Here is a 25,686-nt window from a genome sequence, read left to right on the forward strand (position 1 = left end):
CACCTGCAATTTCCTCATGAGTCGAGTAACAGAGCGTTTTTATATCGATCCTAAATACCAGTTAGAAACCATCCCTAAAGAAATTGAAAATAATATCCCCCAAGAGCCAGAACCCTATTATTGCGATCCTCAATCGGGCTTAATTAAAGCCGTTAACCTGGCAATTTATTTGCGGCGACCTTTACTTTTAGAAGGGGAAGCAGGCTGCGGTAAAACGCGATTGGCGAGAGCAGTGGCCCACCAATTGAGATTGCCTTACTATCGCTGGGATGTTCGTTCTAACAGTAAAGCTCAGGACGGACTCTACACTTACGATGCTATTTTACGCTTGCACGACGTTCAAATTCAGCAATTCACTCGGCAATTCACTCCGCAATGCAGTCAACCTACAGCCGGGTCAAGCGATACATTGCAAACCAATCCCATCGAAGACGAACAACCCACCCAAAGACGCAATCCCAGCAATCCTAAAGATTATCGAACATTAGGAGCTTTAGGCAAAGCTTTTGATTTTAAAAGTTGCCCCTCAGTTGTTTTAATTGACGAGATTGATAAAGCGAGCATCGATTTTCCCAATGATTTATTAACGGTGTTGGATGAGCCGTGGAAATTCGAGATTCCCGAAACAGGAGAAGTAATTGAGGCGACAGAACATAACCGACCGATTGTGATAATTACCAGCAATCGCGAAAAAGGGAACCTTCCCGCTCCTTTTTTACGGCGTTGTATTTATTTTTATATTGAATTTCCAAAAGATCGACTGAAAGAAATTGTCCGAACTCACGACGACCAAGCAAATCAACAGAAGCAACTAGAGAGAACTACAGCCACCCATTCCAGGGAAGACGGGGAAATTATAGACCGCAGCATTGAATGTTTTCTCAAAATTCGGGAAGATGAAAGCCTGGTTAAAAAACCGGGAACCAGTGAATTTTTAGATTGGCTGGAAGCCTTGAGGAATTTTGACAACGAACTGGTCAATCCAGCAAAACAACTCACTAAATATTATCCGATTCCTCATCGGGAACTGCTATTCAAACATTCCGAAGATTGGCTGAAAGACTGGAAGGTTTCATAATATGGAGAGCTTCGATGGGAGACAAATCCTCGATGAAATATTTAAGCGGGTGCGAATCGATTTTAAGCTGGGGATTAGCGAATATTTAGCCGCCTTAAAAGCCCTCAACGGTGGATGGTGCAGCAATGAAGAAGACTGTAAAGAAACTCTGCAACTTTTATGGTGTCAGTCTCCCTCTCAACAAGAACAATTTTTAGGGATTTGGGATGTCGCTAAGGTCACTTTGGCAACCGCAGTGCGCCAAACCAGCGAAGAATTCAAACAGCCCTCTAAATCTCAACCGCCGCTCAAGTCACCCTCAACATTGGCTGAAATCAAAACAACTACCCCTCAAACCACCGAAGTCTGGGAAGTACCATCTACCCCTCGTTTTACGAGCCTACCTACTCGCGCTCCTTTTGTGGCTACGGATACAGAAACACCGACGGCCTTTCCGGCAGATTTCCCCTTATCTCGGCGGGCTATGGTTTATCATTGGCAATATGTCAATCGTCCGGTCAAAGATGGTTGTCAAGATATCCTCGATGTCGATGAAACCGTGAAAATCGTCGCCAGTCAGGGCTTTTTTCTCTCTCCAGTTTATACCCGCCAAGAAACGAATCACGCTCATTTGCTATTATTGGTAGACCGCAATGGGTCAATGACTCCTTTTCACTACGTGATGCGTGAATTAGTAGAAACAGCTAATGATGAAAGTAGCTTACAAAAGTTAGATGTTTATTATTTTCATAATGTTCCAGCGACGAGCATTTATCGAGACCCCTATTTAACAGAATCGATTTTGCTTTCTAACCTGCTCAAAACGTGCAACACTAATACCAGTGTCTTAATTGTTAGCGATGGGGGAGCGGCTCGGGGGTATCGCCGCTTCGAGAGATTTGAAGCAACCACTCGCTTTTTAGACCTTCTCCGGCAAAAAACGAACCAGGTGGCCTGGTTAAATCCCATGCCTCAACAACGCTGGTACAGAACTTCCGCCCAACTGATTGCCTATCGAGTGCCGATGTATCCAATGACTCCCCAAGGGATGAGTCGTGCTATCGATACGATTATGGGGAAAAAACTGTCTTAATTTTGGGATTAATTTTGGGATTAATTTTGGGATTAATTTTGGGATTAATTTTGGGAACGCATCATGGCTGCAGCTAATAGTTTAGTTGCCGAAAACTCCATTAGTGAATCGGCTAAAAAAATTGTAGATCGTTTCGTGAGCCGTTTTGATGAGTCTTATCGGCTGCTGGTCTATCATGCCGCGATTCCCTTAATTGTCACCCCCGAACTGCTCAACTACTTGCGCCATCAATTTCTACGGGGACAAGTGCCTTGGGTTGCCCAAGTCGATTTACTACTGTCGGATTTATTTACTCCAGTCGCTAGCGAACTGTATGCCATGGATTCAGCAGTTCGAGGATATCTTCTGGGAAATATCGACGTGTTTTTCCAGGAACGCGGATTCGGTGAAGGACACTTACAAAAAGTTGCTCTGATTTTATTGAGTTACATCAAATACTTGGCGCGTACCCATTCTTTCTTGCGGGCGAGCGAGTTGCAAGCCCAACAATGGGCGGCGATGGTCTGTTTGGAAGATGGAAAGCAACAAGTCGTTCGAGAACTCGAAGATGCCTTTGCCAAATGTATGAGCCAAACGGAATTAGCTCGACTGACAAGAATTATCCTCGAACTCAGCCCTCAGTTAGGCCAATATCCCACCTTAATTCAATTTGCGAAGTCTGTTAGGGATTGGTGGTTCGAGGGGTCACACCCATCGGAGTCTACCGAACGGGTGCGAGAAATTGCTCGTCTCGGTCAATCTTTAGGCATCAATTCCTCTATCTTCTTACCCCAGTTCGAGTTTGAAACAGTAACCGTCAACCGTCGTGGCGAAATTATCAAGCGGAAACGGCATCGCGCCGCTTATTTCACCGAACGGATTCCCCTCGTGTTCGATAGGGGAAACCCAGAAATGAACGAGTCCTCCTCGACGGAGCAGCAAGGGGAAAGCGAGCTGGCGGTTCCTCTGGAAATGGTGGCGATACCGGGGGGTACATTTATGATGGGTTCGCCAGAAACAGAAGGAGGGAGTTATGACGACGAGCGCCCCCAACACGAAGTGACCGTGCAACCCTTCTTTATGGGGAAATATCCGGTGACTCAAGCCCAGTGGAGCGCCATCGCCACCCGAACTGACTTGAAAGTGGAACGAGACCTCGACCTCAATCCCGCCGGATTTAAAGACTTTGAAGACAGTCAGGAGCGCCCCGTAGAACGAGTTAATTGGTACGATGCGGTGGAATTCTGTAGGAGACTGTCCAAATTAACTGGGAGAGAATACCGACTGCCGAGTGAGGCGGAGTGGGAGTATGCCTGTCGGGCGGGGACGACGACGCCTTTTTATTTTGGGGAAACGATTACGGGGGAGCTAGCAAATTACTGTGCGAGTACAACCTACGCCGAAGAACCTAAAGGGCAATTTCGAGAGCAAACGACCCCGGTGGGACAGTTTCCGCCGAATGCATTTGGCTTGTACGACCTGCACGGCAATGTTTGGGAATGGTGTGCGGATAGTTGGCATCGAAACTACGAAGGCGCCCCTAGGGATGGGAGTGCTTGGGTAAGTGATAATGATAATCGCTATCCACTGCGGGGCGGTTCGTGGTCTTTCAACCCGCTTTTCTGCCGTTCTGCTTACCGAGACGACGTCATCATCATCGCGCGTGGCGGCATCAACGACGACAGCGGTTTTCGCTTGGCGTGCGGTTCCGGGAGGTTACCTCAGTTCGAGTTTGAAACGGTGACCGTCAACCGTCGCGGCGAAATTATCAAGCGGGAACGGCATCGCGCCGCTTATTTCACCGAACGGATTGCCCTCGTGTTCGATAGGGGAATCCCAGAAATGAACGAGTCCTCCTCGACGGAGCAGCAAGGGGAAAGCGAGCTGGCGGTTCCTCTGGAAATGGTGGCGATACCGGGGGGTACATTTATGATGGGTTCGCCAGATGGGGAAGGATATGACAGAGAAACCCCCCAACATGAAGTGACCGTACCACCGTTCTTTATGGGGAAATATCCTGTCACCCAAGCTCAGTGGAGGGCCATCGCCGCCCGAACTGACTTGAAAGTGGAACGCGACCTCGACCTCAATCCTGCCCGTTTCAAAGACCGTGAAGACAGTGACGAGCGCCCGGTCGAACAAGTCAGTTGGTACGATGCGGTGGAGTTTTGCGGGAGATTGTCGAAATTAACGGGGAAGGAATACCGACTGCCGAGTGAGGCGGAGTGGGAGTATGCCTGTCGGGCGGGGACGACGACGCCTTTTTATTTTGGGGAAACGATGACGGGGGAGCTAGCAAATTACTGTGCGAGTACAACCTACGCTGAGGAACCCAAAGGGCAATTTCGAGAGCAAACGACCCCGGTGGGACAGTTTCCGCCGAATGCTTTCGGTTTGTACGACCTGCACGGCAATGTTTGGGAATGGTGTGCGGATAGTTGGCATCGAAACTACGAAGGCGCCCCTAGGGATGGGAGTGCTTGGGTAGGTGATAATCATGATAATCGTTCTCCACTTCGAGGCGGTTCGTGGTACAACGACCCTCATAATTGTTATTCTACTTACCGCGATGGCTACATCGTCGCGCGCGACGATATTGATGTCAACTTTGGTTTTCGTGTGGCGTGTGGTTCGGGAAGGGTTTTGTAACTCTTTTTGTCTTCTTAATTCTGTTTTCACTTTTTGACTGTTTCTTTTTTTCTTGCCCGCCATTAGGGGAGTATTTTTTTGAGCCTCCAGGAGATGTTAATCTTTATAAAGAAATAGTGAAATAGTGAAATGGTTTATTCCTATTTTTTGGGGAGAATCCCCCTAAATCCCCCTTAAAAAGGGGGACTTATCTTTTAGCTTTTTGTAAAGCAAGATGACAGGATTTTTAAGTGGCCAGAAGCATTATTATTTGGTGAAGTGGTATGCTCTTTGTGTTTGGAGAGAATTTTCTTTAATCTCTATTGGAAAGGGGACGTGACTGTCATCGTCGACTGGAGAAATCGATCGCATGATTACATTACACTTCTTGCATGATTTTCAAAAGCCCCCCTTTTTAAGGGGAGTTGGGGGGATCGTTCCGGAAGGAGGGAACAGATCTATTCAGCCAAGCGCTATAAAATCATTAAAATCATTAAAATAGAAGTTCAATTTAGGGAGTCATTGTCGTGGTTAAAATTGTTTCGCGTCGGCGCGTCGGAACGGAGCGGGTTTACGATATTGGGGTGGTTCGGGATCATAATTTCTTGTTGTTAAATGGGTTGGTGGCGTCGAATTGCTTTAATAAATCCCATTCGACGGCTTACGGTTACGTCACTTATCAAACGGCGTATTTAAAAGCGAATTATCCCGTCGAATATATGGCGGCGTTGCTGACGGCGAACAGTGGCGATAAAGATAAGGTGAATAAATATATCGCCAACTGTGGAAGTATGGCGATTGAGGTGGAGCAGCCGGATATCAATCGCTCGGGGGTGGATTTTACTCCGGTAGAGGGTAAAATTTTATTCGGGCTGTCGGCGGTGCGCAATGTGGGGGATGCAGCGATCGCCGCCATTTTACAGGCACGAGAGAAGGACGGACCGTTTAAATCCTTGGAAGATTTATGCGATCGCGTGGACTTGCGGACGGTCAACCGTCGGGGATTGGAATCCCTGATTCAATGCGGAGCCTTAGACTGCCTCAATCCCAATCGCAGACAGGCGATCGAGCATTTAGAAGCGGTGATTAAATGGGCCGGAGAGCGGGCCCGCGATCGCGATTCCGGTCAGGGCAACCTGTTCGACCTGCTCGGCAATGGGAATAATAATGGAGCTAAGGCAGACAACGGCCAATTTGAAGGGGCGCCAAAACCGCCACAAGTCCCCGATTACCCGCAACAAGAAAAATTGCGCTTGGAAAAAGAACTACTCGGCTTCTACGTTTCCGACCATCCCCTCAAAGACATTCAAAAATCGGCCAAAGTGCTAGCGCCTGTGGAGTTGGGACAGTTAGAAGACCAGCGCCAAGACGCCTACATCAGCGCGGTGGTGATGCTGACGGAGGTCAAACCGATCGTCACCAAGAAAGGCGATCGCATGGCGATCGTGCAGATGGAAGACTTGACCGGATCGGCGGAAGGGGTGGTCTTTCCCAAGTCTTACGAACGGATTGCGGCGCATATCCAACCGGACACGCGCCTGATTATTTGGGGGAAATGCGATCGCCGCGACGACAAAATCCAAATTATCGTCAACGATGTCGAACCCGTGGAACAAGTCCGCATGGTCATGGTGGAACTGACCCCAGACCAGGCGGGAGATATGCAACAAAGCCACAACCTGCGGACGATCCTGCAAGAACAAGTTGGCGACAAAGACAAAGCGAAAATTCCGGTGATCGCGATCGTCCAGGGGGGCGGACGGCGGCAACTCGTGCGCTTCGGCGCCAGTTTCCGAGTGCAAGATAGCGAAGGCGCGGTAGAAGCCCTGTGTAACGCAGGGTTCCCGGCGCGCGCTTCTTCGCTGACTGAGAGATAGACGACGCCATCGGCGATCGCCCCCCGATCCAGTCACTCACAGCTTTTGCCAAATAATAATTTTATTCTCTTCCTTGCCGGATGCGGTAGCGAGCTTGTGACCGTCGGGACTGAACGCCAGGGTGAGGACGCGCCCTCGATGTCCTTTGAGGATATCGACGATCGTGCGTTGTCCGACATCCCAGAGGACGACCGTATTCTCGAAATGGGCGCTCGCCATCGTCGTTCCGTCGGGACTGAACGCCAAAGCGTTCACCCGTCCCCAATGTCCGGTAAACGTATGGATGCGGCTGCCCGTTTCCACGTCCCACAGGCCGATAGTTTGGTCGAAATGACCGCTCGCGAGCAGTTTGCCGTCGGGGGAAAAGGTGACCGTATTGACGAGCAGACCGTTGCTATTGAGGGTACAGCGCTCTTTTCCGGTACGGACGTTCCACAAGACGATCGTCCCGTCGCGGCTGCCACTGGCGAGGAGCAAGCCGTCGGGAGAAAAGGCGACGGAGTAGACCCAACTTTTATGGCCTTTTAAGGTTCGCAGGCGCTGACCGTTGCGCCAATTCCAGAGAATAATTTTGCCGTCCCAACTGCCACTGGCGAGCAGTTTGCCTTCGACGGAGAAGGTGACGGCGTTGACGAGTAAGGAGTGACCGCCGAACAGGGACTGACCGAGGGTGCGAATCGATTCCCCGGTTTCGGTATTCCACAGGACGATCGTTTTATCTTGGCTGCCACTGGCGAGGACCAGTCCGTCCGGGGAGAAGGCGACGGAGTAGACGCCATCGGAATGACCTTTTAAGGTTCACCGTCGTTGTCCGGTTTCGGGATCCCAGAAGACGATCGTGCGATCGGAACTGCCACTGGCGAGGAGCTGACCGTCGGGAGAGAAGGCGACGGACCACACCCAGCCGTCGTGAGCGTCGATCTGGTGCAGGGGCTGCCAGGTTTTGGGAGCGATCGCCTCCTCTGGATTGGATCCTGGCGTGGGGGGAGTGGATGAGGCAGTCTCGGCTCGGGAACTGGCGATTTCCGCAGTCGGGATCGTCGCGGCTTCGAGCTGCTGGAGGTCTTCTAAGACCTCTTGAGCGGATTGATAGCGTTTGTTAATGCTGTGGTTGACGAGTTTGTTGAGAAGGTGGGCGAGGCGATCGCTCACGTCGGTACGTTTCTGCTGTAAGTATTCCCGCCACATCCAGCGTCCTTGCAGGGGGTCGTAGAGGTGATCGGTGCGCTCTTGGGTGAGCAGGACGAGGCAGGTGACCCCCAAGCTAAACAGGTCGCTGGCGGGATAGACTTGCCGGAAGCGCATTTCTGGCGCGGCGTAGCCTTCATCGACGAACAGTCCGGTCTGGCTGAGGCGATCGGCGAGGTCGCGGGAAATGCCAAAATCAATCAGGAGCAGATCGCCGTCGGGTTTTTGTAGCAGGTTGTTGGGTTTGATGTCGCGGTGGATGACCCCGGAATCGTGGATGTATTTGAGGACGGGGAGGATGTTGGCGAGGAATTGGCGAATTTGCGCTTCGGTATAGGGGTGTGGTTGGTCGAGGTGGTGGAGGGTGTGGCCTTCGACGTATTCTTGAATTAAATATAAGGCGCGTTCGTCGCAGAAGTAAGCGCGGACCGTAGGGATTTGAGGGTGTTGACCGACGATCTGCCAGCGTCTGGCTTCTTTCTCGAACAGGTTGCGGATGCGATCGAGTTCGTCGCGATCGCCGAGGTCTTCTCCTAGCGAGGAAAAGTCTACGAGTAAGTATTGTTTGATCGCTACACGATCGCCCGGTCGTTCGCGATCGATCCCCTCAAAGGTGCGGCAGCATCCCGCTTCTCCCAGCAGTTTGACGGCCTGGTAGCGTTGTTTGAGCAGTAACGGCGACTCGCACGCCACACAGGTGAAGGCGTCGGGGGCGTTGACCGGATGCGGACAAGCTGGATTGAGGCAATAACTCATAATTTTGTATACACCAATAAATTTATTGTAAGTGAGTTAATGTTGGAGGCGATCGCCGAATCGAACGATCGAGGGCTGGATCGAGAACGGTCTGGCAGGGGGAAGGAAGGGTCAAGCGGTCATCCTGGCCGAACACGACAGCGCCGACGACGAGCACGAGGGTGAAGCCCATTCTCCCCGTCGGGGCTCGGACTTGACGGCGACCCGATGAAGCAGGAAAACCCAACCGCGAGGAAGGGAAGCCCGCGCTCTACCCGTTAAGGGTGAGCGTCGGGAGGATGTCACAATATAGCCTGCCATATCTTGACGGTCTTGTCCCAACTGGCACTGGCCAATCGCAACCCATCGGGACTGAAGGTGAGGGAGGTGACGGGTTCGGAATGCCATTTGAGAGTATAGAGGAGTTCGCAGGTGTCCAGACGCCAAATTTTAATGGTACTATCGCGGCTGCCCGTGGCGATCGCCCGTCCGTCCGGAGAAATGGCGATCGCCTGGATCCACCCCGAGGGATGGCTGAGGTCGTGCAGAATTTTGCCCGTCGCCAGATCCCAAATTTTGAGGGTGCGATCCTCACTGCCACTCGCCAACCGCGTTCCGTCCGGCGTAAAGGCTAAAGCGCGAACCGAGGCGCGGTGTCCGGCGAGGCTTTGTTTTAACTCGGCGCCGGACAACTCCCACAGTTTAATCGTGCGATCTTCATAACCGCCGCCACTGGCTAAGGTGCGACTGTCCGGCGAAATCGCTACCGATTCTACCGACCCCGCGTGTCCGCCCAATTGAGCGAGCGACGATCGCGTACTCCAGTCCCAGACCGCGATCGTGCCGTCGAAACACCCTGCGACTAAATATTGGCCGTCCGCACTGCTCGTTAGAGCGATCGGGTAACTGCTGTGTCCCGTTAGGGTTTCTTTCAAGGTTCCCGTTCCCAGATCCCAGTAGAGAAGGCGATTGTCCAAAGAACCACTGACGAGGGAACGACCGTCGGGACCGATGCTCAGACAACTGACCCACCCTCGGTGTCCGGTGAGGGTTCCGAGTAAATGGCCCGTGTCGAGATGCCACACCTTAATGGTTTTATCGTAACTGCAACTGACCAGGGTTTGATTGTCCGAGGCGATCGCCACGGCGATAACGTAATTTTGATGGGCTTCGAGGGTGTGAATGCATTTCCACCCTTGGGGCAGTCGCGAACGGGCGATCGCCCCCGGACGCGCCGCCGCAGGTGCGATCGTCCCGGAATTCCAAGCCAGATCGGCGATCGCCTCCCGGGCCGATGGATAGCGATCGCCGACCCACTCCTGCAACATTTTATTTAACACCTTTTCGAGGCGATCGCCGATCGTGCGTCCCTGTTTTTCCAACTGCTCGCGCCACAACCACCGCCCGTTGGTCGGATCGTACAATTCATCCGGGGTTTTATCCGTGAGCAAGTGAACGCAGGTCACCCCCAAACTATACAGGTCGCTCGCCGGATACGCCTTACCGCCGCGCAATTGCTCGATCGGCGCGTAGCCTTCGGTGCCGATTTTCGTCCCCGTTTTGACTAAAACCGTTCCCGTTAAATGCTTCGCCACCCCGAAATCAATTAACACTAACTTGCCATCTTCTCGCCGCCGCATGATATTTTCCGGCTTGATATCGCGATGGATCACTTGGGCCTCGTGAATGTATTCTAAAACTGGAAGTAAATCGAATAAAATATCTTCGATATCTTCAGAAGAAAACGGCCCGTTTGCTTCTAGTTCTTCAAATAAACTGTTCCCGTCGATAAACTGTTGAATCAAATACAGCCGACCGTCTTGTTCAAAATCGGCGTATAACGTCGGAATTTCCGGGCGATCGCCCAACTCTAACAAGCGCTTTGCCTCTTGAGTAAATAACTTCGTCGCCGTTTCCAACTGTTGCGGGTCTTGTCGGACTTGCGGCAACGGTAAAAATTGCTTGATCGCACAAGGCGCGTCGAGGCGATCGCGATCTTCGGCAAAAAACGTGCGCCCAAATCCCCCTTCCCCGAGCAGTTTAATCGGTCGGTAACGATTTCTCAACCACAATGGTGCACCACAACTCTGACAGAATTGCAAGTTGTCCGGATTTTCCGGCTGTTGGCACTGCGGATTCAGGCAATAAGTCATTAGAGTTTAGCGTTTAGAGTTTAGATTTTAGATTGAGCAAAAGCTCCTTTTAGAGTTTAGATTTTAGAGGGAGAAATTTATGCTGCTCGTCCCCGTCCTCACGCTTCACTCCTGCTCGCCAAACTCCGATCGCAACGCCTCCAAATCCGCTTGAATCGGATCGAAGCGATCGCCCTTCCCTTGCCTTTTCTGGCCAGACGGCGGACTCGGCGGCGACGGCGGCGAACTCCGACCTGTCGCTTGGCTGAAATGGGTGCGAATTTCTTCCAATTCGGCGCTAATGGGATCCGAACTCGACGGAGCCACCGCACCCCGGGAGGCGATCGATGGCGGCGGACTCGGCGGTGGGGGCGGCGCGATCGCCTGCACTCGCGTCGATTTTTGTGAGAGCAATTGTAGATCTTGCAGCACGTCGGTCGCCCGTCGATAGCGATCGCGCAGCAACTCGCGCAACAGTTTGTCTAAAATCGCGGCGAACGCTTCCTCTACTGCTCTCCCTTGCTTCGCGAGTTGCGATCGCCACACCCACTCGCCGTTCGTCGGATCGTATAAATCCTCCGGCATCTTGCCAACCAACAGTTGGATCGCCGTTACCCCCAAACTGTACAGGTCGCTCGCCGGGTACGCCTGACCGCCGCGCAATTGTTCCATCGGCGCATAACCTTGCGTTCCCGCCCGGGTTCCCGTTTGTGCCATTGCCGTAGCGCTGCCTTGTTTGGCAATCCCAAAATCCACTAACACCACCTTGCCATCCCCTCGCCGTCGCAGCAGATTGTCCGGTTTGAGGTCTCGGTGAACCACGCCCCGTTCGTGAATGAATTGCAACAGAGGTAACAAGTCCCACAATAGTGCTTTCACCTCACTTTCACTCCACGGACCGCGATCGCGCAGTTCTTGCAACAACGTCGGCCCGTCGATCCACTCTTGAACCAAGTAGAGCCGCCGATCTTGTTCCAAATACGCATAAAGGGTGGGAATTTGCGGATGTTCCCCCAAGCTATAGAGTTGGCGCGCCTCGCGCTCGAACAATTCCGTCGCTTTGGCGATCGCGCTTGTAGACTGGTTTTGTGGAAAAAACTGCTTGATAACGCACGGCGCATCGAGCCGATCTTCATCCCGTCCCAAAAACGTGCGCCCCATCCCTCCGGCGGCGATCGCCCGGATCGCGCGATAGCGTTCTTTGAGCCGCAACTGCGTCCCGCAAGCAATGCAAAATTGGGTATTGGCCGGATTTTCCGGTTGAGGACAACTCGGGTTCAGGCAATAAGTCATGGGATTTTAGAAGTTAGAATTTTGATTTTAGATTTTAGATGGAGAGATTGATGCCTGTCCTCCCACTCCCGTCTCACTTTTGCCTTCTCCGTGTTTTCCCCTCCCTTACGGACGCTGCCAAAATTTAATCGTTTTATCCCAACTCCCACTGACGATCGTTTTCCCGTCGGGAGTGAAAGCAACGGCGTTGACGGCGCCGAGATGACCGTCGAAGGTCGCTTGCAGCACGGCGAGTTCCCCGGATTTGGTTTTGGAAAGACGCCATAACTTCAGGGTTTTGTCGCTACTCCCACTCAGCAAGCTGGTCCCGTCGGGACTGAAGGTCAGGGAATTGACCATGCTGCTGTGACCGGACAGGGTAGACAAGAGTTCGCCCGTGGAGAGATTCCAAAGTTTGATGGTTTTGTCTTTAGACCCACTGGCGAGGATGGGAATGCGCGGGTGAATGGCGAGGGCGTTGATCGAGTTGAAATGACCGGAGAGACTGTAGATCGGGCGATTGGCGGGTAGATCCCAGACGTGAATGATGTTGTCCATGCCGCCACTGGCGAGTAGTTTGGTATTCGGGGCGATCGCCAGAGATTTAATCATCCCCTGGCGTCCGACGAGGGTGCGAATCGGAACCGCATCGATCGCCCCTTTGTCATTCCAGGCGAGTCGCCACAAAATAATCCGGCGGTCTTCACTCCCACTGGCGAGCAGATACCCTTGAGGGGCGAAGACGACGGCGTTAACGTCGCGCAGGTGTTCGCCGAGGGTCGCGAGTAATTTACCGTTGGTCAAATTCCAGAGTTTGACGCGATCGTCGTCGCTACAACTGGCCAAGATTTTACTGTCGGACGAGATCGCCAAGTCGTTGATCGATTTGGCGTGACCGCAGAGAGTTCGCAAGGGTTGGCCCGAGTGAAAGTCCCAGATTTTGATTTTGTCGTCGATGCTGCCACTGGCGAGCAGGTGTCCGTCCGGCGAAATTGCCAAACAGGTGACCCAGGAGGTGTGACCGATCGCCGTTCGCACACAGGCGCTTTTACTGTTGTGAGCCCCCGTCGATCGCCCCATGGGAATGGGATTGCCCGATGCGGGAACCACGGGAGGGGTGGCGACTTTCGGCAGGGCGGCGGCGGACCCGCGAGAGGAAAAGGACGCCGGGGTGGGAATCGGCGTATGTGGGGTACTCGTCGGTGTCCGGGGAGGAGGGGTCACCGGGGCCGACGGCGGCGGTTTGGCGATCGCGTCGAGGGCCGCGAGCATTTCGTTCGCCGATTGATAGCGATCGCCGACCATATCTTCAATGCTGCGATCCAGGATACCCGCCAGTCCCTCATCGATCGAGCGACCGTCGCGGGCGAGGTAATCCCGCCAAATCCAGCCTTTAATCGGGTCGAAGAGGCGATCGGGACTGACCCGAGTCAATAGGGTAATGCAGGTCACCCCAAAACTATATAAATCGCTGGCGGGATAGACTTTACCGCTTCGCATTTGCTCGATCGGGGCGTAGCCTTCGGTTCCGATTTTCGTCCCGGTTTGCAACAGCGAAGTATGGGTCAGTTGTTTGGCGACCCCAAAATCGATCAATACCAGTTCGCCCCCTCTGCGGGCCTCGGGATCCTCCCGGAACCCGTCCGGCGGCGATTTACCGTTGGAATTGCCTTGGTTGCGTCGCAAAATGTTGACCGGAGTAATATCCCGGTGGATCACTCCCGCATCGTGGATGAATTGCAAAACGGGCAAGATCGAGTCAAGAACTTCTAAAATTTGGGCTTCGCTAAACGGTCCGTAGCGATTTAATTCTTGCCATAAGGTATCCCCTGGAATGTATTCCTGTACTAGGTAAAGCCGTTTGTCTTGCTCGAAAGAAGCCAGCAAAGCGGGAATTTGCGGGTGTTCTCCGAGTTCGTAAAGGCGAACGGCTTCTTTATTAAATAGGTCGATGGCTTTTTCGAGCGCTGCTTGTTTCGACTGTACCGAGCCTTGTAATTGGGGTAAAAGTTGTTTGATGACGCAGCGACTGTTGAGGCGATCTTCATCTAACGCCAGGTAGGTTCTGGCAAATCCCCCACGTCCCAAGGGATCGGTGGCGCGATACCGTTCTTTGAGTAGTAATTTGGCGCCACAACTTTGACAAATTTTCGTTCCCGGTGGATTTCGGGGATGCCCGCACTTTGGATTGAGGCAGTAACTCATGCTGACAGCTCAGGGGGAAATTCTTTCTACACAGTCTTAATTTTCCCGTTCGTGACATAAGGATTGTCAATTCGACGGAGGATCGAGTCGGGGGACAACGAGAATTCGGCGATCGCCTTTCTCGACCCCTTCACGGGACGTGGCTACGCCCAAGAACACGACCGGATCTCCTCTAAAATGTCATAGTTATCCCCGGGATCGCCCTAAATCTTACGTTTTTTAAATTGTTATTACGTTTTATTGAAGGTTCGCCGTTTGCCTATTTTTTCTTCCTTTAACTTTCCATCCGGCTCCCCTCACGAAACCCGCCCATTCTAGCGCTTTTCCTCGGCGATCGGCGATCGCCCGAGGGAACACACCCCAACCAAGTTGTGCAATCAAAAGTTTCTAAAAAGGCGCCTAAGTATTTGATTCTTGACCGACATTGGAGCCGACAAAATTCTTAACCACTTCCCGTAACTTTTGGGCATCAAACGGTTTCGTCAAATACTCAGTGGCTCCCGCCAGACGACCTTGGACCTTATCAAACAGTCCGTCGCGAGCCGTCAGCATAATAATTGGCAAATCTTGAAACTGAGGGATATTCCGTACCGTTCGACACAATTCTAACCCATCAATTCCCGGCATCGAGACATCGAGAAGCAGCACGGAAATATTTTCGTGATAAATCACGGATAAAGCATCGACCGCATTATCTGCCACTAAGACGCGATAGTCTTGATTTAAAGCTTTCTTAACTAAATCCTGCATGACGACACTGTCGTCCACCGCCAGGACGGTCAACATTGAGTTATTATTTTCGGACATTTTTCTCCCCCCTACTTGATATGGATCGGTTCAAAGTGGGATAGACTGTTTGAATGCAAGGGGTGAGCCAGTCTATCGCCGCCGTCAGTTTAGATTTCAAACTCCCTGTTCTCTGAGAGCGACGCCATCTCTACTACAACTTTAACGTATGTTTGCCTTTCGATACAGGCTTTTCTCTGCGTTACAAATTGTGTTTTTTACCGTTGCAAATTTCTAGGGAGCCGATTGGCTTTTTCCACATTTATCAACTCCGGGGTAAGGACGGACCCTTGGGGGATCGGACCGATGAGAATCTATTCGTCAGTGCCAATTTTTAAACAATAGATTCAAATAATTTTGTAGAAAAATAAATTTTTTCAAAGCAGGGGGAGCGATCGCCGATCGCCCCTCCCCAACCTACCCCAACCCCTGCCGAGGTGGGAATTCTTATCCGTTGACGACGGTTTCCGCTTCGGGTTTCGCGGGTTGGCTCGTCGGTCGGCGACGGCGATCGAATCCTAACGCCGGGAACAAACGGTATTTAACAAAATGCCCCAAGGCGACCAAGGCGGCGATCGCCAGCGCCCCGATCCCGATCGGACTCGGAACCCAGAACGTCGCCTCCAGATGGTTCGCCTCCCCGGGTTGCAAGGTCCAAACCACTTGGCGCCCGTCGTCGGTCATCTCCGGCGCGATCGCCCCTTCCGGCGCCGACACCTTCGCTCCCCACGGCGTTGTCAAGCGAAAGTGCAGGTCCAACAACGCCCCCGGACCGACGAGTAACTTACCCTCCTGGGAAGACAAGCCGAGCGATCGCAAATCCAGATCGTAACTGAGGCGGTTGTGAATCGCCAGCAAAAAATTGCGCTGCACGATCGCCATGTGCGACTCCAACTGGGGCAGTTCGGCGCTTTCCAAAGTCTCCTCCGTTCGAGAGGCGCTCTCGGGATTGAAAAACTCGTTAAACTTACGCACCAACTCGTCCCCATTATTAAACGGAATCTCCACCCGCACCTGGCGATCGTTGAGGCGCCGACTCTTTCCGCCCAATTGGCGCGATCGCCGCTCGATACTCTGCAACCACGATTGCGCCGTCGCCCCGCTAAACGCACTCAAGCGCTCCCCCAACTCGATCTGCTGCACGATCGTCCCGTGGGTTTGACTGTCAAACTCGATCCCCACGTCGTAGTCCACACAACCGCCCAACACCAAAGGAACCAACAACAGCAGGAGCAACTCTCGCCCCCGCCGCGCCAGCATCGACCCGCCTTTCCCTACAACCCGCTCGATCCACAACCACGCTGATTCCACGACTTCCTCCAACCAACACAACAGTTTCCCAGTCGTTCCCGTCCCTTACTGACGGGCGGCGACCCCGAGTTCGGCGAACAACATATTCGGAAGATAAGCGCCACCGCCGATCCATTGTGGCGTATCGCCCAAATCTACCAAATTGTTAAAGGCTTCAAAAATACTACCCGCTACCATCGTATTTTTCAGCCGCCCGACAATCTGACCCTTCTCGACTTTATAACCGAGGTCTAAATTGACGGAAAATTCCCCCGCCAGTTGGTTCGACTGTCCGGCGCCGAGCACTTGCTCCACGATAATCCCTTCCTCCATCGAGGCGATCGCCGCTTCCACGGACAAGCCGCCGGGAGCCACGCATAAATTGGTCAAATCCGGCCCCGGACGCGACAATCCCCCTCGAAAGCCATTTCCGGTGGAAACGCAGCCCGCACGGGACGCCCAGCGCCGATCCCAGTAAAATCCATTCACCACTCCCTTATCGATCAACACCTTGGTTTGGGTCGGCGTCCCCTCGTCGTCGAACTCGCACGCCGACGGGCCGAGGGTCGGGTCTTCAAACAAGGTGAACCGTTCGTCAAAGACCCGTTCGCCGACTTTATCGATTAACGGCGAGGCGTTCTGTACCACCGCCTGTCCCGAGAGAATCGTATCGAACAACCCCCCGAGGGTACTCGCGGCGGCCCGGGGGACGAACAAGACTGGGAAACTGCCACTGTTGACTTGGGCACGACGTTCGGCCCACTGGTATTTTTGAATCAGTTCGGCTACGAGGCGATCGGTATCGACGGGGCGATCGCGCGCCACGTCGTAGGTATAAATTTGCAGGAAGTCCTCGCCTTTAACTAAATTCCCCCCCAAACTGGCGGTGACGATCTGATTCGATCGCCGCGCGCGCACGTCGTGGGTCGTGGCGATTTCCACCGTTCCCCGGCGCACGTGGAAACTCACGTCTACTAAAATATCCGGATTGTACTCGTGGATCCGTTCGATGCGATCGCGCCCCAAATCCACTAAGGCTTGGGTCGTCGGCGGGACGTACTGACTTTGGGGAGATTCCACGTGCAGGTCCCGGGCGAACTCGAACTCGACCGCATCGCCAATTTCCGACGTTTGCACCGCCGCGTCCACCAACTCTTCCAAGCGGGTCAGGTCCGTGGAACTGGCAAAACCGAGCTTTCCATTACAAATCACCCGCAGGGCGACCCCCTGCAAGGCTTTGGTTTGTAAGGATTTGAGACGGTTGTTTTCAAAGGCGATCGGCGTATCTTGACTCGATAAATAATAAACTTCTGCCGAGTCGGCTTTCTCGCCCGCTAGTTTGAGTAATTTCTCGACGGTAGGCTCGCTCACGATAGCTGCTTCTCTCGCTGATTTCCTCAACGATCTTAGGCCGGATCGTGCCTTTGGTGCTACTCTTCCCCGTCGTTTAAGAACTCGGCGGCTCGGACGGCTGTTCTTCTACGTCGTTATCAATGTCGTTATAAATGTCGTTATAAATATAGTCTCGATCGAACATTAGAACTTTTGATAAATTACCCAGATGAATGATGCGATCGAGAGTGAAAACCTCAAAAATATAGTCGAGCAATTTATCTTCCGTTAAATTCGATTTCGTATAGTAATAATGTCCGGCAATATCTTTTTTGACTGCATTTTCTTTAACCATTTTGCGGCGAATAGGTTTGATGTATCGGTAAAATAAAATCACTTGCAAGGCATAACGACCCTGCATTTCAAAGAAGCGCTGTTGTTCTACAAACCGCATAAAAAACATAAGTCTCGCCAACTCGATTCCGAGAATGAAATCCACGAGCTTATTTAAGTATTCCGCCGTTAAATTTTCCGGAATCAGTCCGGTGAGTAAATAATAACGATAATAATATTCCGCCAATTCTCGATCTTCAATTTTACGGTCGAAGTCGAACTTTTTTAAAGTAGAAATAATGCGATCGTATAAATAATGTTTGGACTTCTCCGCCAAACTTAGCACTTCCGACTGGATTAAATCGTTTAACGCTTGATGCTGCTGTTCCGGAGAAATACAAGCAAACAACGTCATCGAGTTGAGCAAATATCGCCGGGTACTGGGATCTTTTGTCCTAAATTCCGCTAAAAATGAATCCGGTAAAATTCCCCCTCGATCCAAACGGTGCCTAAAAAATTGTCGGCTCATCTAAAAACCCTCGATTCGAGTTATAATACTCCTCGGTTCTTTTCACTTCGATCCGGGGAAATGTACACCCGATCGCGCGATACCGACGAAACGGGCGATCGCCTCCCACCCCACCCCAGTGAGGCTTACCGGAGTTTTCCCGCTACAGCAACCCAGATCGAACGGACTGTCCCCCACGACTCGATCCCGACCCCGTGACGATCGATTATTTCTCTATTCTAGGGGTTTTTCCGACCCGGGGCGATCGTCCGTCTCTCCACGGGCTTATTCTTTAACAATGGGAGCGGGAATTCCCCGATTCTACCGAAGGTGAATCGTGGGATGAAAGCGACTCTTCGGCAAATCAGTGATAATCTAATCATCTGGCTATATCGGCGACAATGTTCAAGGCGTACAAATACCGCATCGATCCAACCCACAAGCAACAAGCGACTTTAGCCAAGAGCTTTGGTTGCTGTCGTTGGTATTGGAACTATGCGTTAAATTTGTGCCAAGAGACTTATCGAGCGACCGGAAAAGGTTTATCAAGGGGTGATCTTCAGGGATTATTACCTGCCCTCAAAAAGGAATACCCTTGGCTTAAAGAAGATGTCTATTCCCAATGTTTGCAAGTCGTGGCGTTGAACTGATCGACCGCTTATCGAAACTTCTTTGAGAAACGGGCAAAATTACCCCGATTCAAATCCAAGCAGGGAAGGCAATCTATCAGTTATCCTCAAAATGTTAAGGTTGAGGGAAATTACATCAAACTGCCTAAAGTTGGGTTAGTGCGTTGTCGTCAGCATCGAAGTTTTGAGGGAAAAATCAAAACTGTAACCCTCTCCAAAAATCCAGATGGTAAATATTATGCTTCAGTTTTGGTAGAGGGTAAAAAAGAACCTCCCCTCCTCTCAACTGAAGGAAAAGCAATTGGCATTGATTTAGGGCTGACCGATTTTGCGATTACCAGTGAGGGGTCGAAATATAATAATCCCAAGCATTTTGATAAACACGCGCGAAACCTAAAAAGAAAACAGCAAAAACACGCTCGAAAAAGGAAAGGCAGCAACAACCGCAATAAATCGCGGGTAAAAGTTGCCAAGATTCACACCAAAATAAGTCGCTGTCGTGAAGATTTTCTCCACAAGCTATCCCGTAAGATAGTGAACGAAAACCAAGTGATTGTGGTCGAATCCCCCCTAACCCCCCTTAATAAGGGGGGAACTAAAGGGGGGATAGGCATGGTTCGCGATCGCAAACTCGCCAAAGCGATTAGTGATGTCGGTTGGGGAATGTTTTGTACAATGTTAAAGTACAAGGCTGAATCAGAAGGAAAAGTTTATCTAGAAGTCGATCGATTTTTTCCTTCCTCTAAAACCTGCCATGTATGCCTCAATCAAATCAAAAGCTTGTCTCTTGATGCGAGAAGCTGGACTTGCGAACATTGCCAAACCCATCATGACAGGGATATCAATGCCGCCATCAATCTCAAAAATGAAGGCTTACGGATATTAGAGTTAGGAACTCGCTCTACTGCCCTTGGAGGGGATGTAAGACGAGGTGGTAGAACTTCAGTTCTATCTAGCGCAGTCCCCAGTGAAGAGGGAAGCCGCTATTGTAATCTTTGATTCAATAGCGGTAGTTCACAAAAGTTCGTATAATTTCGCTTAAAGACCAATAAACACCCATAAAAAAATCCCGTCTTGGCTGAATGCAGACGGGCGATCGCAGGTTGCGAGTCCAGTTTTTATTTTTCCACAGTACAAATACTCAATCATCACCGAGAAGCCGGACACTTCAAACGGACTCTGGTGCAGTCGAAGCCTCCATTGCTTTCAGATAATCTAAGGTTTCGCGGGCTTCTTCGGGGTCGAGCACGCTCAAGGCAAAACCGACGTGAACGATTACGTAATCGCCGACTTCGGCTTCTGGAACGCAAGCGAGATTCACCGATTTAAAAATACCGCCAAAGCTAACTTTTCCCATCCGCATCAGGGCTAAATCCCCCGTGCTATCCGGTTCTTCAATACTGATAATCTGTCCGGGAACGGCCAAACACATATGAATTCTCTCGTCTTGATTTTATCGATAATACAATCAGGATAACAAGTCGAGCCGGAAGGTTGCGATCGCCGATTTTCAGCCAGAGAGATTTCTCGATCGATCGAGAAGGGCTGATGTTCGGTCGATCCTGTTGTAGCATGGAGAAAGCCCGTCACAAATTAAGAGAATCTTGAATTTTTTCAAAAATTTTCAACTCGCCGATGGGCTGAGATGACGAGGGATTAGCTGAAGTTTCCCCCTTGCGGATCGAAGGCCATCCGGTCAGGCGAACAGGTGGACCATGTCTCGGCGACTGGCGTTTTCAAATCTGGTCATTCGAGGATTTGCGAATTGCCAGTTCGTGGCGATCGCCCGATGTCAACCCCTGCAAAAATACCCGGCAAACATAGACCCGGCAAACATAGCCCGAGTTCGAGGAAACAAAATGCCCGATCGCGATCGCCCCGTGAAGGTCACCACTTCCCAACAACGATGAACATTCCCCGCCAATATGCCACCCCAGTGCTCCTGTTTTGGGGATTTCAACTCTTGTTCGTGGCTTGCACCCCACGGTCCGATCCCGACGCGGTGACCCTCATTCCCGTGCAGAACTTAAATGCTTCCGGGATCGACTACACCTGTGGCACTTACGAGGGCGCCCCGGCAACGATCGCCCGAACTGCGGACGGTAACACGCCGATTATTCGTTGGATGTCCGAATATTTCACCCCGTCGGGATGGACGCCGAAAATGCGCTGCGATGAAGTATCCCAACGATTTAACCGCTTCCACCAACAAGGTTGGTTAGCCCAACTAACCACGGGAAATCTCAACGACCTTCCCGTAATTTGCGCCCCCCAATTTCCCGGGGGAGACTGCGGCGAACTGTTGCTGACCCTCGAACCGCAAGAGGCGGCGGCGGTCGTCTTGCAAGATCTCGTCAATCCCGAGGTCGCGCCGATTCAGCGATAATCCGACGGGCGCCCGGAGGCGATCGCCCGCAGTCGGGCGACGATCTGCCCGACGGCAATCCCGCCGTCGTTGGGAGGGATCTGACGATGCCAGTACGGGGTAAATCCGGCTTGTTGCAAGCGAGCGATCGCCCGTTCGCTCAAATAGCGATTTTGGAAACACCCCCCGGAGAGAAACACGGAGGATTCCCCGACCCGACGGGCGGTCGCGACGATCGCTTCGACGAGGGTATGGTGAAATTTGCACGAAATCACCCCGACGGCAACCCCATCGGCGAGGTCGTCGGCTATTTCGGCGATCGTCGGCGTCCAATCGAGGGCGACGGTGGCGCCGTCGTCGGACCACTGCCACGGAAGGGGATAGCTGTCCTCGCCGATCGCCTCGGGGTCGATGACGGCTTCGAGGGCGATCGCCGCCTGCGCTTCAAAGCTACAGCGATCGGCCAATCCCAGCAACGCCGCCACCCCGTCGAACAGGCGTCCCACACTCGACGTTTTCGGGGTGTTGAGCGATCGCCCCAACATCCGATGGAGGACCTGCCGTTCTTGAGGCGTAAACGAGCCTAACAGGCGCGCGATCGCCGGGGAGAAGTCCTCACTAGCGGCAAACAGGCGATCGCCGACGGCCTCATATAGCATTCCGAGTGCTACCCGGCGCGGTTCTTTGACGGCGCGATCGCCACCGGGTAGGGGAAACGGTCGAAAATACGCCACTCGGGTAAATTCCGGGAGGTCCTCCCCTTCAGCGATCGCCGGAATTCGCAGAAACTCGCCGCCCCAAATGGTGCCGTCACTGCCGTAACCCGTGCCGTCCCAGGCGACGCCGAGACCGGACTCGTATAAGACTTGGTTATCCGCCATGCAGGCGAGGACGTGGGCGTAGTGGTGCTGCACGGCGTGCCTCGGCAAGTTCAGACCCCGAACGAACTGGGTGGATCGATAGTCGGGATGGGCGTCGCAGACCGCCGATTCCGGGGTGAAGTCGTAGAGGTCTTGCAGGCGGGCGATCGCCTCTTCAAATCCAGCCACGGCTTGGGGGGTTTCCAGGTCGCCGAGATGTTGGCTGACGAAGATTTGCGGTCCGCGCCCGATCGCGATCGTATTTTTCAAATGACCCCCCACCGCTAACAACCGGGGGCTGGAGTCCCCGAGGGGAACGTCGCCCACGAGGCCCGTGGCGATCGGGAGGGGGGCGTACCCTCGGGCCCGCCGTAAGATCGTCGCCCGTCCGCCGATCGCCCGCACGATCGAATCGTCTACCGCCCGGGCGATCGCCCGATTGTGGACGAGGAAGCAATCGGCAATTCCCCGGAGGCGATCGCGGGCTTCCTCGGCGTCGGTGCAGATCGGTTCGTCGCTGCGATTGCCACTGGTGGCGACGACGGGATAACCCAACTCGGCGAGTAATAAATGGTGTAGGGGGGTATACGGCAGCATGACGCCGAGGGTCGGGTTTCTCGGGGCAACCGACGGCGCGATCGCCCCGGAATCCTCGAAACCGGGCTTTTTCGTCAGTAGGACGATCGGCCCTTGGGGCGATCGCAGCCACTCCCGTTCTTCCGGGGAGACCTGGCAATCGGCGGCGATCGCGTCGAGAGAGGGATACATGACGGCGAAAGGTTTGTCCGGGCGCTGTTTGCGATCGCGCAGGCGGCGCACGGCGGTTTCGTCCCGCGCGTCGGCGATTAAATGAAAGCCTCCCAAGCCTTTGACGGCGACGATCTGACCCGCATCGATCGCCCGCGCCGCCGCGATTAAGGCGTCGTCGTGACGGGCCGACACGCGACCCGTTTCGTCCCACCATTCCAGATGGGGCCCGCATCGGGGACAGGCGTTGGGTTGGGCGTGAAAGCGGCGATCGCGCGGGTTTTCGTATTCGGCGCGGCATTCGGCGCACATGGGAAAGGCGCTCATGGTCGTGTTCCGGCGATCGTAGGGCAACCGTCGCACGATCGTGTAGCGCGGTCCGCAGTGGGTGCAGTTGGTAAATGGATAGCGGTAGCGGCGGTTATCGGGATCGAAGATTTCGCGCCAGCATTGGGGACAGGTAGCTAAATCCGGCAGAATTAAGGCGGTTTTTTCCCCACTGACGCTGGGGCGAATTTCAAAGCGGGTTTCGGCGATCGCCGCGATCGAGGTAACCTGTAGCTCGTGGATTTGCGAAAGCGGCGGTTTTTCCGTTTGCAGTCGGTCTAAAAATTCCCTCAGCCGTGCTTTGGGCCCTTGCACTTCCACAAAGACCCCTTGCGCGGAGTTGTTCACCCATCCACTCAAGTTCAACTCGCTGGCTAAGCAATAGATGAAGGGACGAAAGCCGACCCCTTGAACGACTCCTTTAATGGTTAATTTTAGTCGTTCGATTTCAGATTGAGGTAACACGAAAATCCCGTTAAAATCTAAATCCAAATTGTAACCCTACGGCTACAATGCTCGACTTAAGGGCTGTCCGAGGCGGCGAAGCGATCGCCCTCACAGGCTCCCGTTTGCGGCCAATGTCGTTGCAGTTCCAGGATAAAACAAGTTTGTCCCCCTTGGCTGGTGACGCGAATTTGACCGCCCAAGAGTTGGCTCGATTTTTGGACTAACGCCAATCCCAATCCGGTACCGCCATGTTTCCACGGATCGCTACTCGGAACCCGATAGAATTTCTCGAAAATATGGGCGAGTTCCCGTTCGGGAATTTCGATTCCGGTATTGGTCACCTGCAGGCGCACGATCGCCTCGTCGGCGTCGAGGGCGACCGCGATTTCTTCCCCCGACGGGGTGTACTTGCAGGCGTTGTTGAGCAGTTCGGCGACAATCCGCCCCAGGATGTCGGGGTCGGAGATCAGCGAGGGCAGGTCGGCGGCGATCTCCAAGCGTAAGTGCTGTTGGTTTTTTTCCATGCGCTGCACGAAGGGTTCGACCAGGTGAGGAATCCAATGTTGCAGTTGGATGGCGCTCAATTCTAGGGGTTCGACCCCGGCTTCGAGGCGCTGCATGTCCAAGATGTTGTTAATCAGGTGGATTTCTCGTTCGCATTCGTCGTGCAGGATCTGAAAGTAGCGATCGGCGCTATTGGGGGCGAGTTCCCTGCTTAGGGAGTTGGGGGCGATCGCGGAGTCCGATTGTCCTTCGGCGGTTCCGGCGGCGATCGCCTGTTTTTCGTAAAGGACTTCGAGCATTTGGGTCGCCATTTTGATATTGGCGACGGGGGTTCGCAGTTCGTGAGAAATGGTGCTGAGAAAGTCGTCTTTAAGCTGGTTGAGGCGTTCGAGTTCTCGGACTTGGGCTTGAGAGGATTGATAGAGGCGCGCTTGGCGCAAGGCGATCGCACATTGATTGGCGACTTGTTCGACCAAGCGGATTTCCGGGGGGGCAAAATAGCCCTCCATCGGTTTGAGCAGCCACAAATTGCCTAAAATGCCGCGATCGTCAAAAATTGGACTGGCGAGGATCGCCACGGGCCGTTCGATCGCCGCGATCGCGATCGGACAAAATTGGAAGGTTTCCCCGGCGAGCAACTGGCCGTATACGTCGGGCAGTTGAGCCATTTCTACGACTTGCGCCAGCAAAGACTGACCCCCGTTCGTCCACTCGTGGGCGATCGTGGCTTTGGTCTGGTTCCAGTTGTAAATCCCCGCCCCACAGCCATCGACCCCCAACCCCGACGCCAACTCCTCGACGGCAGTTTGCAAAATTTGGTTTTCGTCGAGACTGTCGCGCACTTTATCGGCAATCCGCTTGAGCATCGCCTCGAAGTGCAGCGCTTGTTCGAGTTGAGCCGTCCGTTCGGTCACCAGGCGATCGAGTTGGGCCGCCAACTGCTGGAATCGTTCTTCACTTTCGCGCAAGGCTTCTAAGGTTTGTTTGCGCTCGATCGCGTAGTCGAGGGAACGCACCAACCATTCCGCCTCCACTTTCCCCTTGACTAAATAATCTTGCGCCCCGTCGCGAACCGCTTCGATCGCCAGCGTTTCGTCATTCCACCCCGTCAGCACCACGATCGGCAATTTCGGCGCTGCTTCCTGCACCCGCATCAACGTATTTAACCCCCGCGAATCCGGCAGGGACAAATCGAGCAGAATTGCATCAAAATCGCGATCGCCCAATTGATTTAAAGCCTCTCGCAGTCTGACCACGTGGGTGAGCTGTATTTTGACCATAGGATTTTCGCCCAACGTCTCTTGCAAGAGTTCGGCGTCCCCTAGGTTGTCTTCAATCAATAAAATTTGCTTCAGTCGATCGCCCATTTTCAAAGCCCAAACGGGGCAATGC

General features: G+C 53.0%; 20 protein-coding genes and 2 pseudogenes. 8 read left to right on the plus strand and 14 right to left on the minus strand.

The features are described from left to right. Positions 1-16: 16 nt before the first annotated feature. The 4 genes from HCG48_RS16990 (at position 17) to HCG48_RS17005 (ending at position 6,634) form a co-directional block, all read left to right on the plus strand. Positions 17-1,078: an AAA family ATPase gene (locus tag HCG48_RS16990; protein WP_168570214.1), complete on the plus strand. Its 1,062-nt coding sequence runs from the start codon at positions 17-19 to the stop codon at positions 1,076-1,078. A 1-nt stretch (position 1,079) separates the two neighbouring features. Continuing rightward, entirely contained in the window at positions 1,080-2,150 is a 1,071-nt protein-coding gene (locus HCG48_RS16995; protein ID WP_168570215.1) for a VWA containing CoxE family protein, read from the plus strand. Between the two features lie 63 nt (positions 2,151-2,213). Further along, entirely contained in the window at positions 2,214-4,778 is a 2,565-nt protein-coding gene (locus tag HCG48_RS26140) for a formylglycine-generating enzyme family protein (RefSeq protein WP_246259604.1), read from the plus strand. Positions 4,779-5,284: 506 nt separating this feature from the next. Next, positions 5,285-6,634 (plus strand): helix-hairpin-helix domain-containing protein, encoded by a 1,350-nt coding sequence (locus tag HCG48_RS17005; RefSeq protein WP_168570216.1) that lies wholly within the window; start codon positions 5,285-5,287, stop codon positions 6,632-6,634. A 36-nt stretch (positions 6,635-6,670) separates the two neighbouring features. Here the strand turns inward: HCG48_RS17005 and HCG48_RS26895 are convergent, their stop codons facing one another. The 11 genes and pseudogenes from HCG48_RS26895 to HCG48_RS17060 all read right to left on the minus strand — a co-directional run bounded on the left by HCG48_RS26895 (position 6,671) and on the right by HCG48_RS17060 (position 18,322). Beyond that, complete coding sequence (locus tag HCG48_RS26895) at positions 6,671-6,937, minus strand: WD40 repeat domain-containing protein (protein WP_375339342.1); 267 nt, start codon at positions 6,935-6,937, stop codon at positions 6,671-6,673. After that, positions 6,917-7,420 (minus strand): annotated as a pseudogene (locus HCG48_RS26900) (WD40 repeat domain-containing protein); the annotation flags it as partial. The gene HCG48_RS26895 and the pseudogene HCG48_RS26900, both read right to left, overlap by 21 nt. Before the next feature lie 12 nt (positions 7,421-7,432). Then, a complete protein-coding gene (locus tag HCG48_RS17020) occupies positions 7,433-8,578 on the minus strand; it encodes a protein kinase domain-containing protein (protein WP_168570218.1) in 1,146 nt (381 codons plus the stop codon). Between the two features lie 22 nt (positions 8,579-8,600). Beyond that, positions 8,601-8,750 (minus strand): hypothetical protein, encoded by a 150-nt coding sequence (locus HCG48_RS17025; RefSeq protein WP_168570219.1) that lies wholly within the window; start codon positions 8,748-8,750, stop codon positions 8,601-8,603. Positions 8,751-8,859: 109 nt separating this feature from the next. Continuing rightward, complete coding sequence (locus HCG48_RS17030; protein ID WP_168570220.1) at positions 8,860-10,710, minus strand: serine/threonine-protein kinase; 1,851 nt, start codon at positions 10,708-10,710, stop codon at positions 8,860-8,862. Between the two features lie 105 nt (positions 10,711-10,815). Further along, the gene (locus HCG48_RS17035; protein WP_168570221.1) at positions 10,816-11,982 is read right to left on the minus strand and encodes a serine/threonine-protein kinase; all 1,167 of its coding nucleotides are present in this window, start codon (positions 11,980-11,982) and stop codon (positions 10,816-10,818) included. A 105-nt stretch (positions 11,983-12,087) separates the two neighbouring features. Continuing rightward, a complete protein-coding gene (locus HCG48_RS17040; protein ID WP_168570222.1) occupies positions 12,088-14,166 on the minus strand; it encodes a WD40 repeat domain-containing serine/threonine-protein kinase in 2,079 nt (692 codons plus the stop codon). 399 nt (positions 14,167-14,565) lie between these two features. Beyond that, positions 14,566-14,973 (minus strand): response regulator, encoded by a 408-nt coding sequence (locus tag HCG48_RS17045; protein ID WP_168570223.1) that lies wholly within the window; start codon positions 14,971-14,973, stop codon positions 14,566-14,568. Between the two features lie 426 nt (positions 14,974-15,399). After that, complete coding sequence (locus HCG48_RS17050) at positions 15,400-16,263, minus strand: DUF3153 domain-containing protein (protein WP_246259606.1); 864 nt, start codon at positions 16,261-16,263, stop codon at positions 15,400-15,402. A 45-nt stretch (positions 16,264-16,308) separates the two neighbouring features. Beyond that, positions 16,309-17,613 (minus strand): TldD/PmbA family protein, encoded by a 1,305-nt coding sequence (locus HCG48_RS17055; RefSeq protein ID WP_168570224.1) that lies wholly within the window; start codon positions 17,611-17,613, stop codon positions 16,309-16,311. A gap of 76 nt (positions 17,614-17,689) precedes the next feature. Then, positions 17,690-18,322: a hypothetical protein gene (locus HCG48_RS17060; RefSeq protein ID WP_210437064.1), complete on the minus strand. Its 633-nt coding sequence runs from the start codon at positions 18,320-18,322 to the stop codon at positions 17,690-17,692. A 174-nt stretch (positions 18,323-18,496) separates the two neighbouring features. On the opposite strand from HCG48_RS17060, the gene HCG48_RS17065 reads away from it, so the two are divergent. Together HCG48_RS17065 and HCG48_RS17070 are read left to right on the plus strand one after the other, a co-directional pair. After that, positions 18,497-18,634 carry a hypothetical protein gene (locus HCG48_RS17065; protein ID WP_168570225.1) on the plus strand — a complete coding sequence of 46 codons (138 nt, stop codon included), beginning with the start codon at positions 18,497-18,499 and terminating at the stop codon, positions 18,632-18,634. 182 nt (positions 18,635-18,816) lie between these two features. Beyond that, positions 18,817-20,043 (plus strand): annotated as a pseudogene (locus tag HCG48_RS17070) (RNA-guided endonuclease InsQ/TnpB family protein). Between the two features lie 169 nt (positions 20,044-20,212). Here the strand turns inward: HCG48_RS17070 and HCG48_RS17075 are convergent. Beyond that, positions 20,213-20,476, minus strand: a complete 264-nt coding sequence (locus HCG48_RS17075; protein WP_168570226.1) for a HypC/HybG/HupF family hydrogenase formation chaperone — start codon at positions 20,474-20,476, stop codon at positions 20,213-20,215. 283 nt (positions 20,477-20,759) lie between these two features. On the opposite strand from HCG48_RS17075, the gene HCG48_RS17080 reads away from it, so the two are divergent. Both HCG48_RS17080 and HCG48_RS17085 read left to right on the plus strand, forming a co-directional pair. Then, complete coding sequence (locus tag HCG48_RS17080; protein ID WP_168570227.1) at positions 20,760-20,954, plus strand: hypothetical protein; 195 nt, start codon at positions 20,760-20,762, stop codon at positions 20,952-20,954. Then, a complete protein-coding gene (locus tag HCG48_RS17085; protein WP_168570228.1) occupies positions 20,951-21,430 on the plus strand; it encodes a COP23 domain-containing protein in 480 nt (159 codons plus the stop codon). Before HCG48_RS17080 ends, HCG48_RS17085 begins: the two co-directional genes overlap by 4 nt. Here the strand turns inward: HCG48_RS17085 and hypF are convergent. Then, positions 21,421-23,808 (minus strand): carbamoyltransferase HypF, encoded by a 2,388-nt coding sequence (gene hypF / locus HCG48_RS17090; protein WP_168570229.1) that lies wholly within the window; start codon positions 23,806-23,808, stop codon positions 21,421-21,423. The genes HCG48_RS17085 and hypF overlap by 10 nt on opposite strands. A 56-nt stretch (positions 23,809-23,864) precedes the next feature. Next, positions 23,865-25,661 carry a hybrid sensor histidine kinase/response regulator gene (locus HCG48_RS17095; RefSeq protein WP_168570230.1) on the minus strand — a complete coding sequence of 599 codons (1,797 nt, stop codon included), beginning with the start codon at positions 25,659-25,661 and terminating at the stop codon, positions 23,865-23,867. Positions 25,662-25,686: the final 25 nt, after the last annotated feature.

This window comes from Oxynema aestuarii AP17, assembly GCF_012295525.1.
GTDB classification, from domain to species: domain Bacteria; phylum Cyanobacteriota; class Cyanobacteriia; order Cyanobacteriales; family Laspinemataceae; genus Oxynema; species Oxynema aestuarii.

What these genes read in the sequence shown, in the direction of transcription:
- HCG48_RS17045 (WP_168570223.1), bottom strand. Translation starts at nt 14,973, where the DNA reads ATGTCCGAAAATAATAACTCAATGTTGACCGTCCTGGCGGTGGACGAC.
- HCG48_RS17095 (WP_168570230.1), bottom strand. Translation starts at nt 25,661, where the DNA reads ATGGGCGATCGACTGAAGCAAATTTTATTGATTGAAGACAACCTAGGG.
- HCG48_RS17030 (WP_168570220.1), bottom strand. Translation starts at nt 10,710, where the DNA reads ATGACTTATTGCCTGAATCCGCAGTGCCAACAGCCGGAAAATCCGGAC.
- HCG48_RS17020 (WP_168570218.1), bottom strand. Translation starts at nt 8,578, where the DNA reads ATGAGTTATTGCCTCAATCCAGCTTGTCCGCATCCGGTCAACGCCCCC.
- HCG48_RS17025 (WP_168570219.1), bottom strand. Translation starts at nt 8,750, where the DNA reads ATGGGCTTCACCCTCGTGCTCGTCGTCGGCGCTGTCGTGTTCGGCCAG.
- HCG48_RS17065 (WP_168570225.1), top strand. Translation starts at nt 18,497, where the DNA reads ATGTACACCCGATCGCGCGATACCGACGAAACGGGCGATCGCCTCCCA.
- HCG48_RS17035 (WP_168570221.1), bottom strand. Translation starts at nt 11,982, where the DNA reads ATGACTTATTGCCTGAACCCGAGTTGTCCTCAACCGGAAAATCCGGCC.
- HCG48_RS17040 (WP_168570222.1), bottom strand. Translation starts at nt 14,166, where the DNA reads ATGAGTTACTGCCTCAATCCAAAGTGCGGGCATCCCCGAAATCCACCG.
- HCG48_RS17080 (WP_168570227.1), top strand. Translation starts at nt 20,760, where the DNA reads ATGTCTCGGCGACTGGCGTTTTCAAATCTGGTCATTCGAGGATTTGCG.
- HCG48_RS26140 (WP_246259604.1), top strand. Translation starts at nt 2,214, where the DNA reads ATGGCTGCAGCTAATAGTTTAGTTGCCGAAAACTCCATTAGTGAATCG.
- HCG48_RS17085 (WP_168570228.1), top strand. Translation starts at nt 20,951, where the DNA reads ATGAACATTCCCCGCCAATATGCCACCCCAGTGCTCCTGTTTTGGGGA.
- HCG48_RS17060 (WP_210437064.1), bottom strand. Translation starts at nt 18,322, where the DNA reads ATGACGTTGTTTGCTTGTATTTCTCCGGAACAGCAGCATCAAGCGTTA.
- HCG48_RS16995 (WP_168570215.1), top strand. Translation starts at nt 1,080, where the DNA reads ATGGAGAGCTTCGATGGGAGACAAATCCTCGATGAAATATTTAAGCGG.
- HCG48_RS17075 (WP_168570226.1), bottom strand. Translation starts at nt 20,476, where the DNA reads ATGTGTTTGGCCGTTCCCGGACAGATTATCAGTATTGAAGAACCGGAT.
- HCG48_RS16990 (WP_168570214.1), top strand. Translation starts at nt 17, where the DNA reads ATGAGTCGAGTAACAGAGCGTTTTTATATCGATCCTAAATACCAGTTA.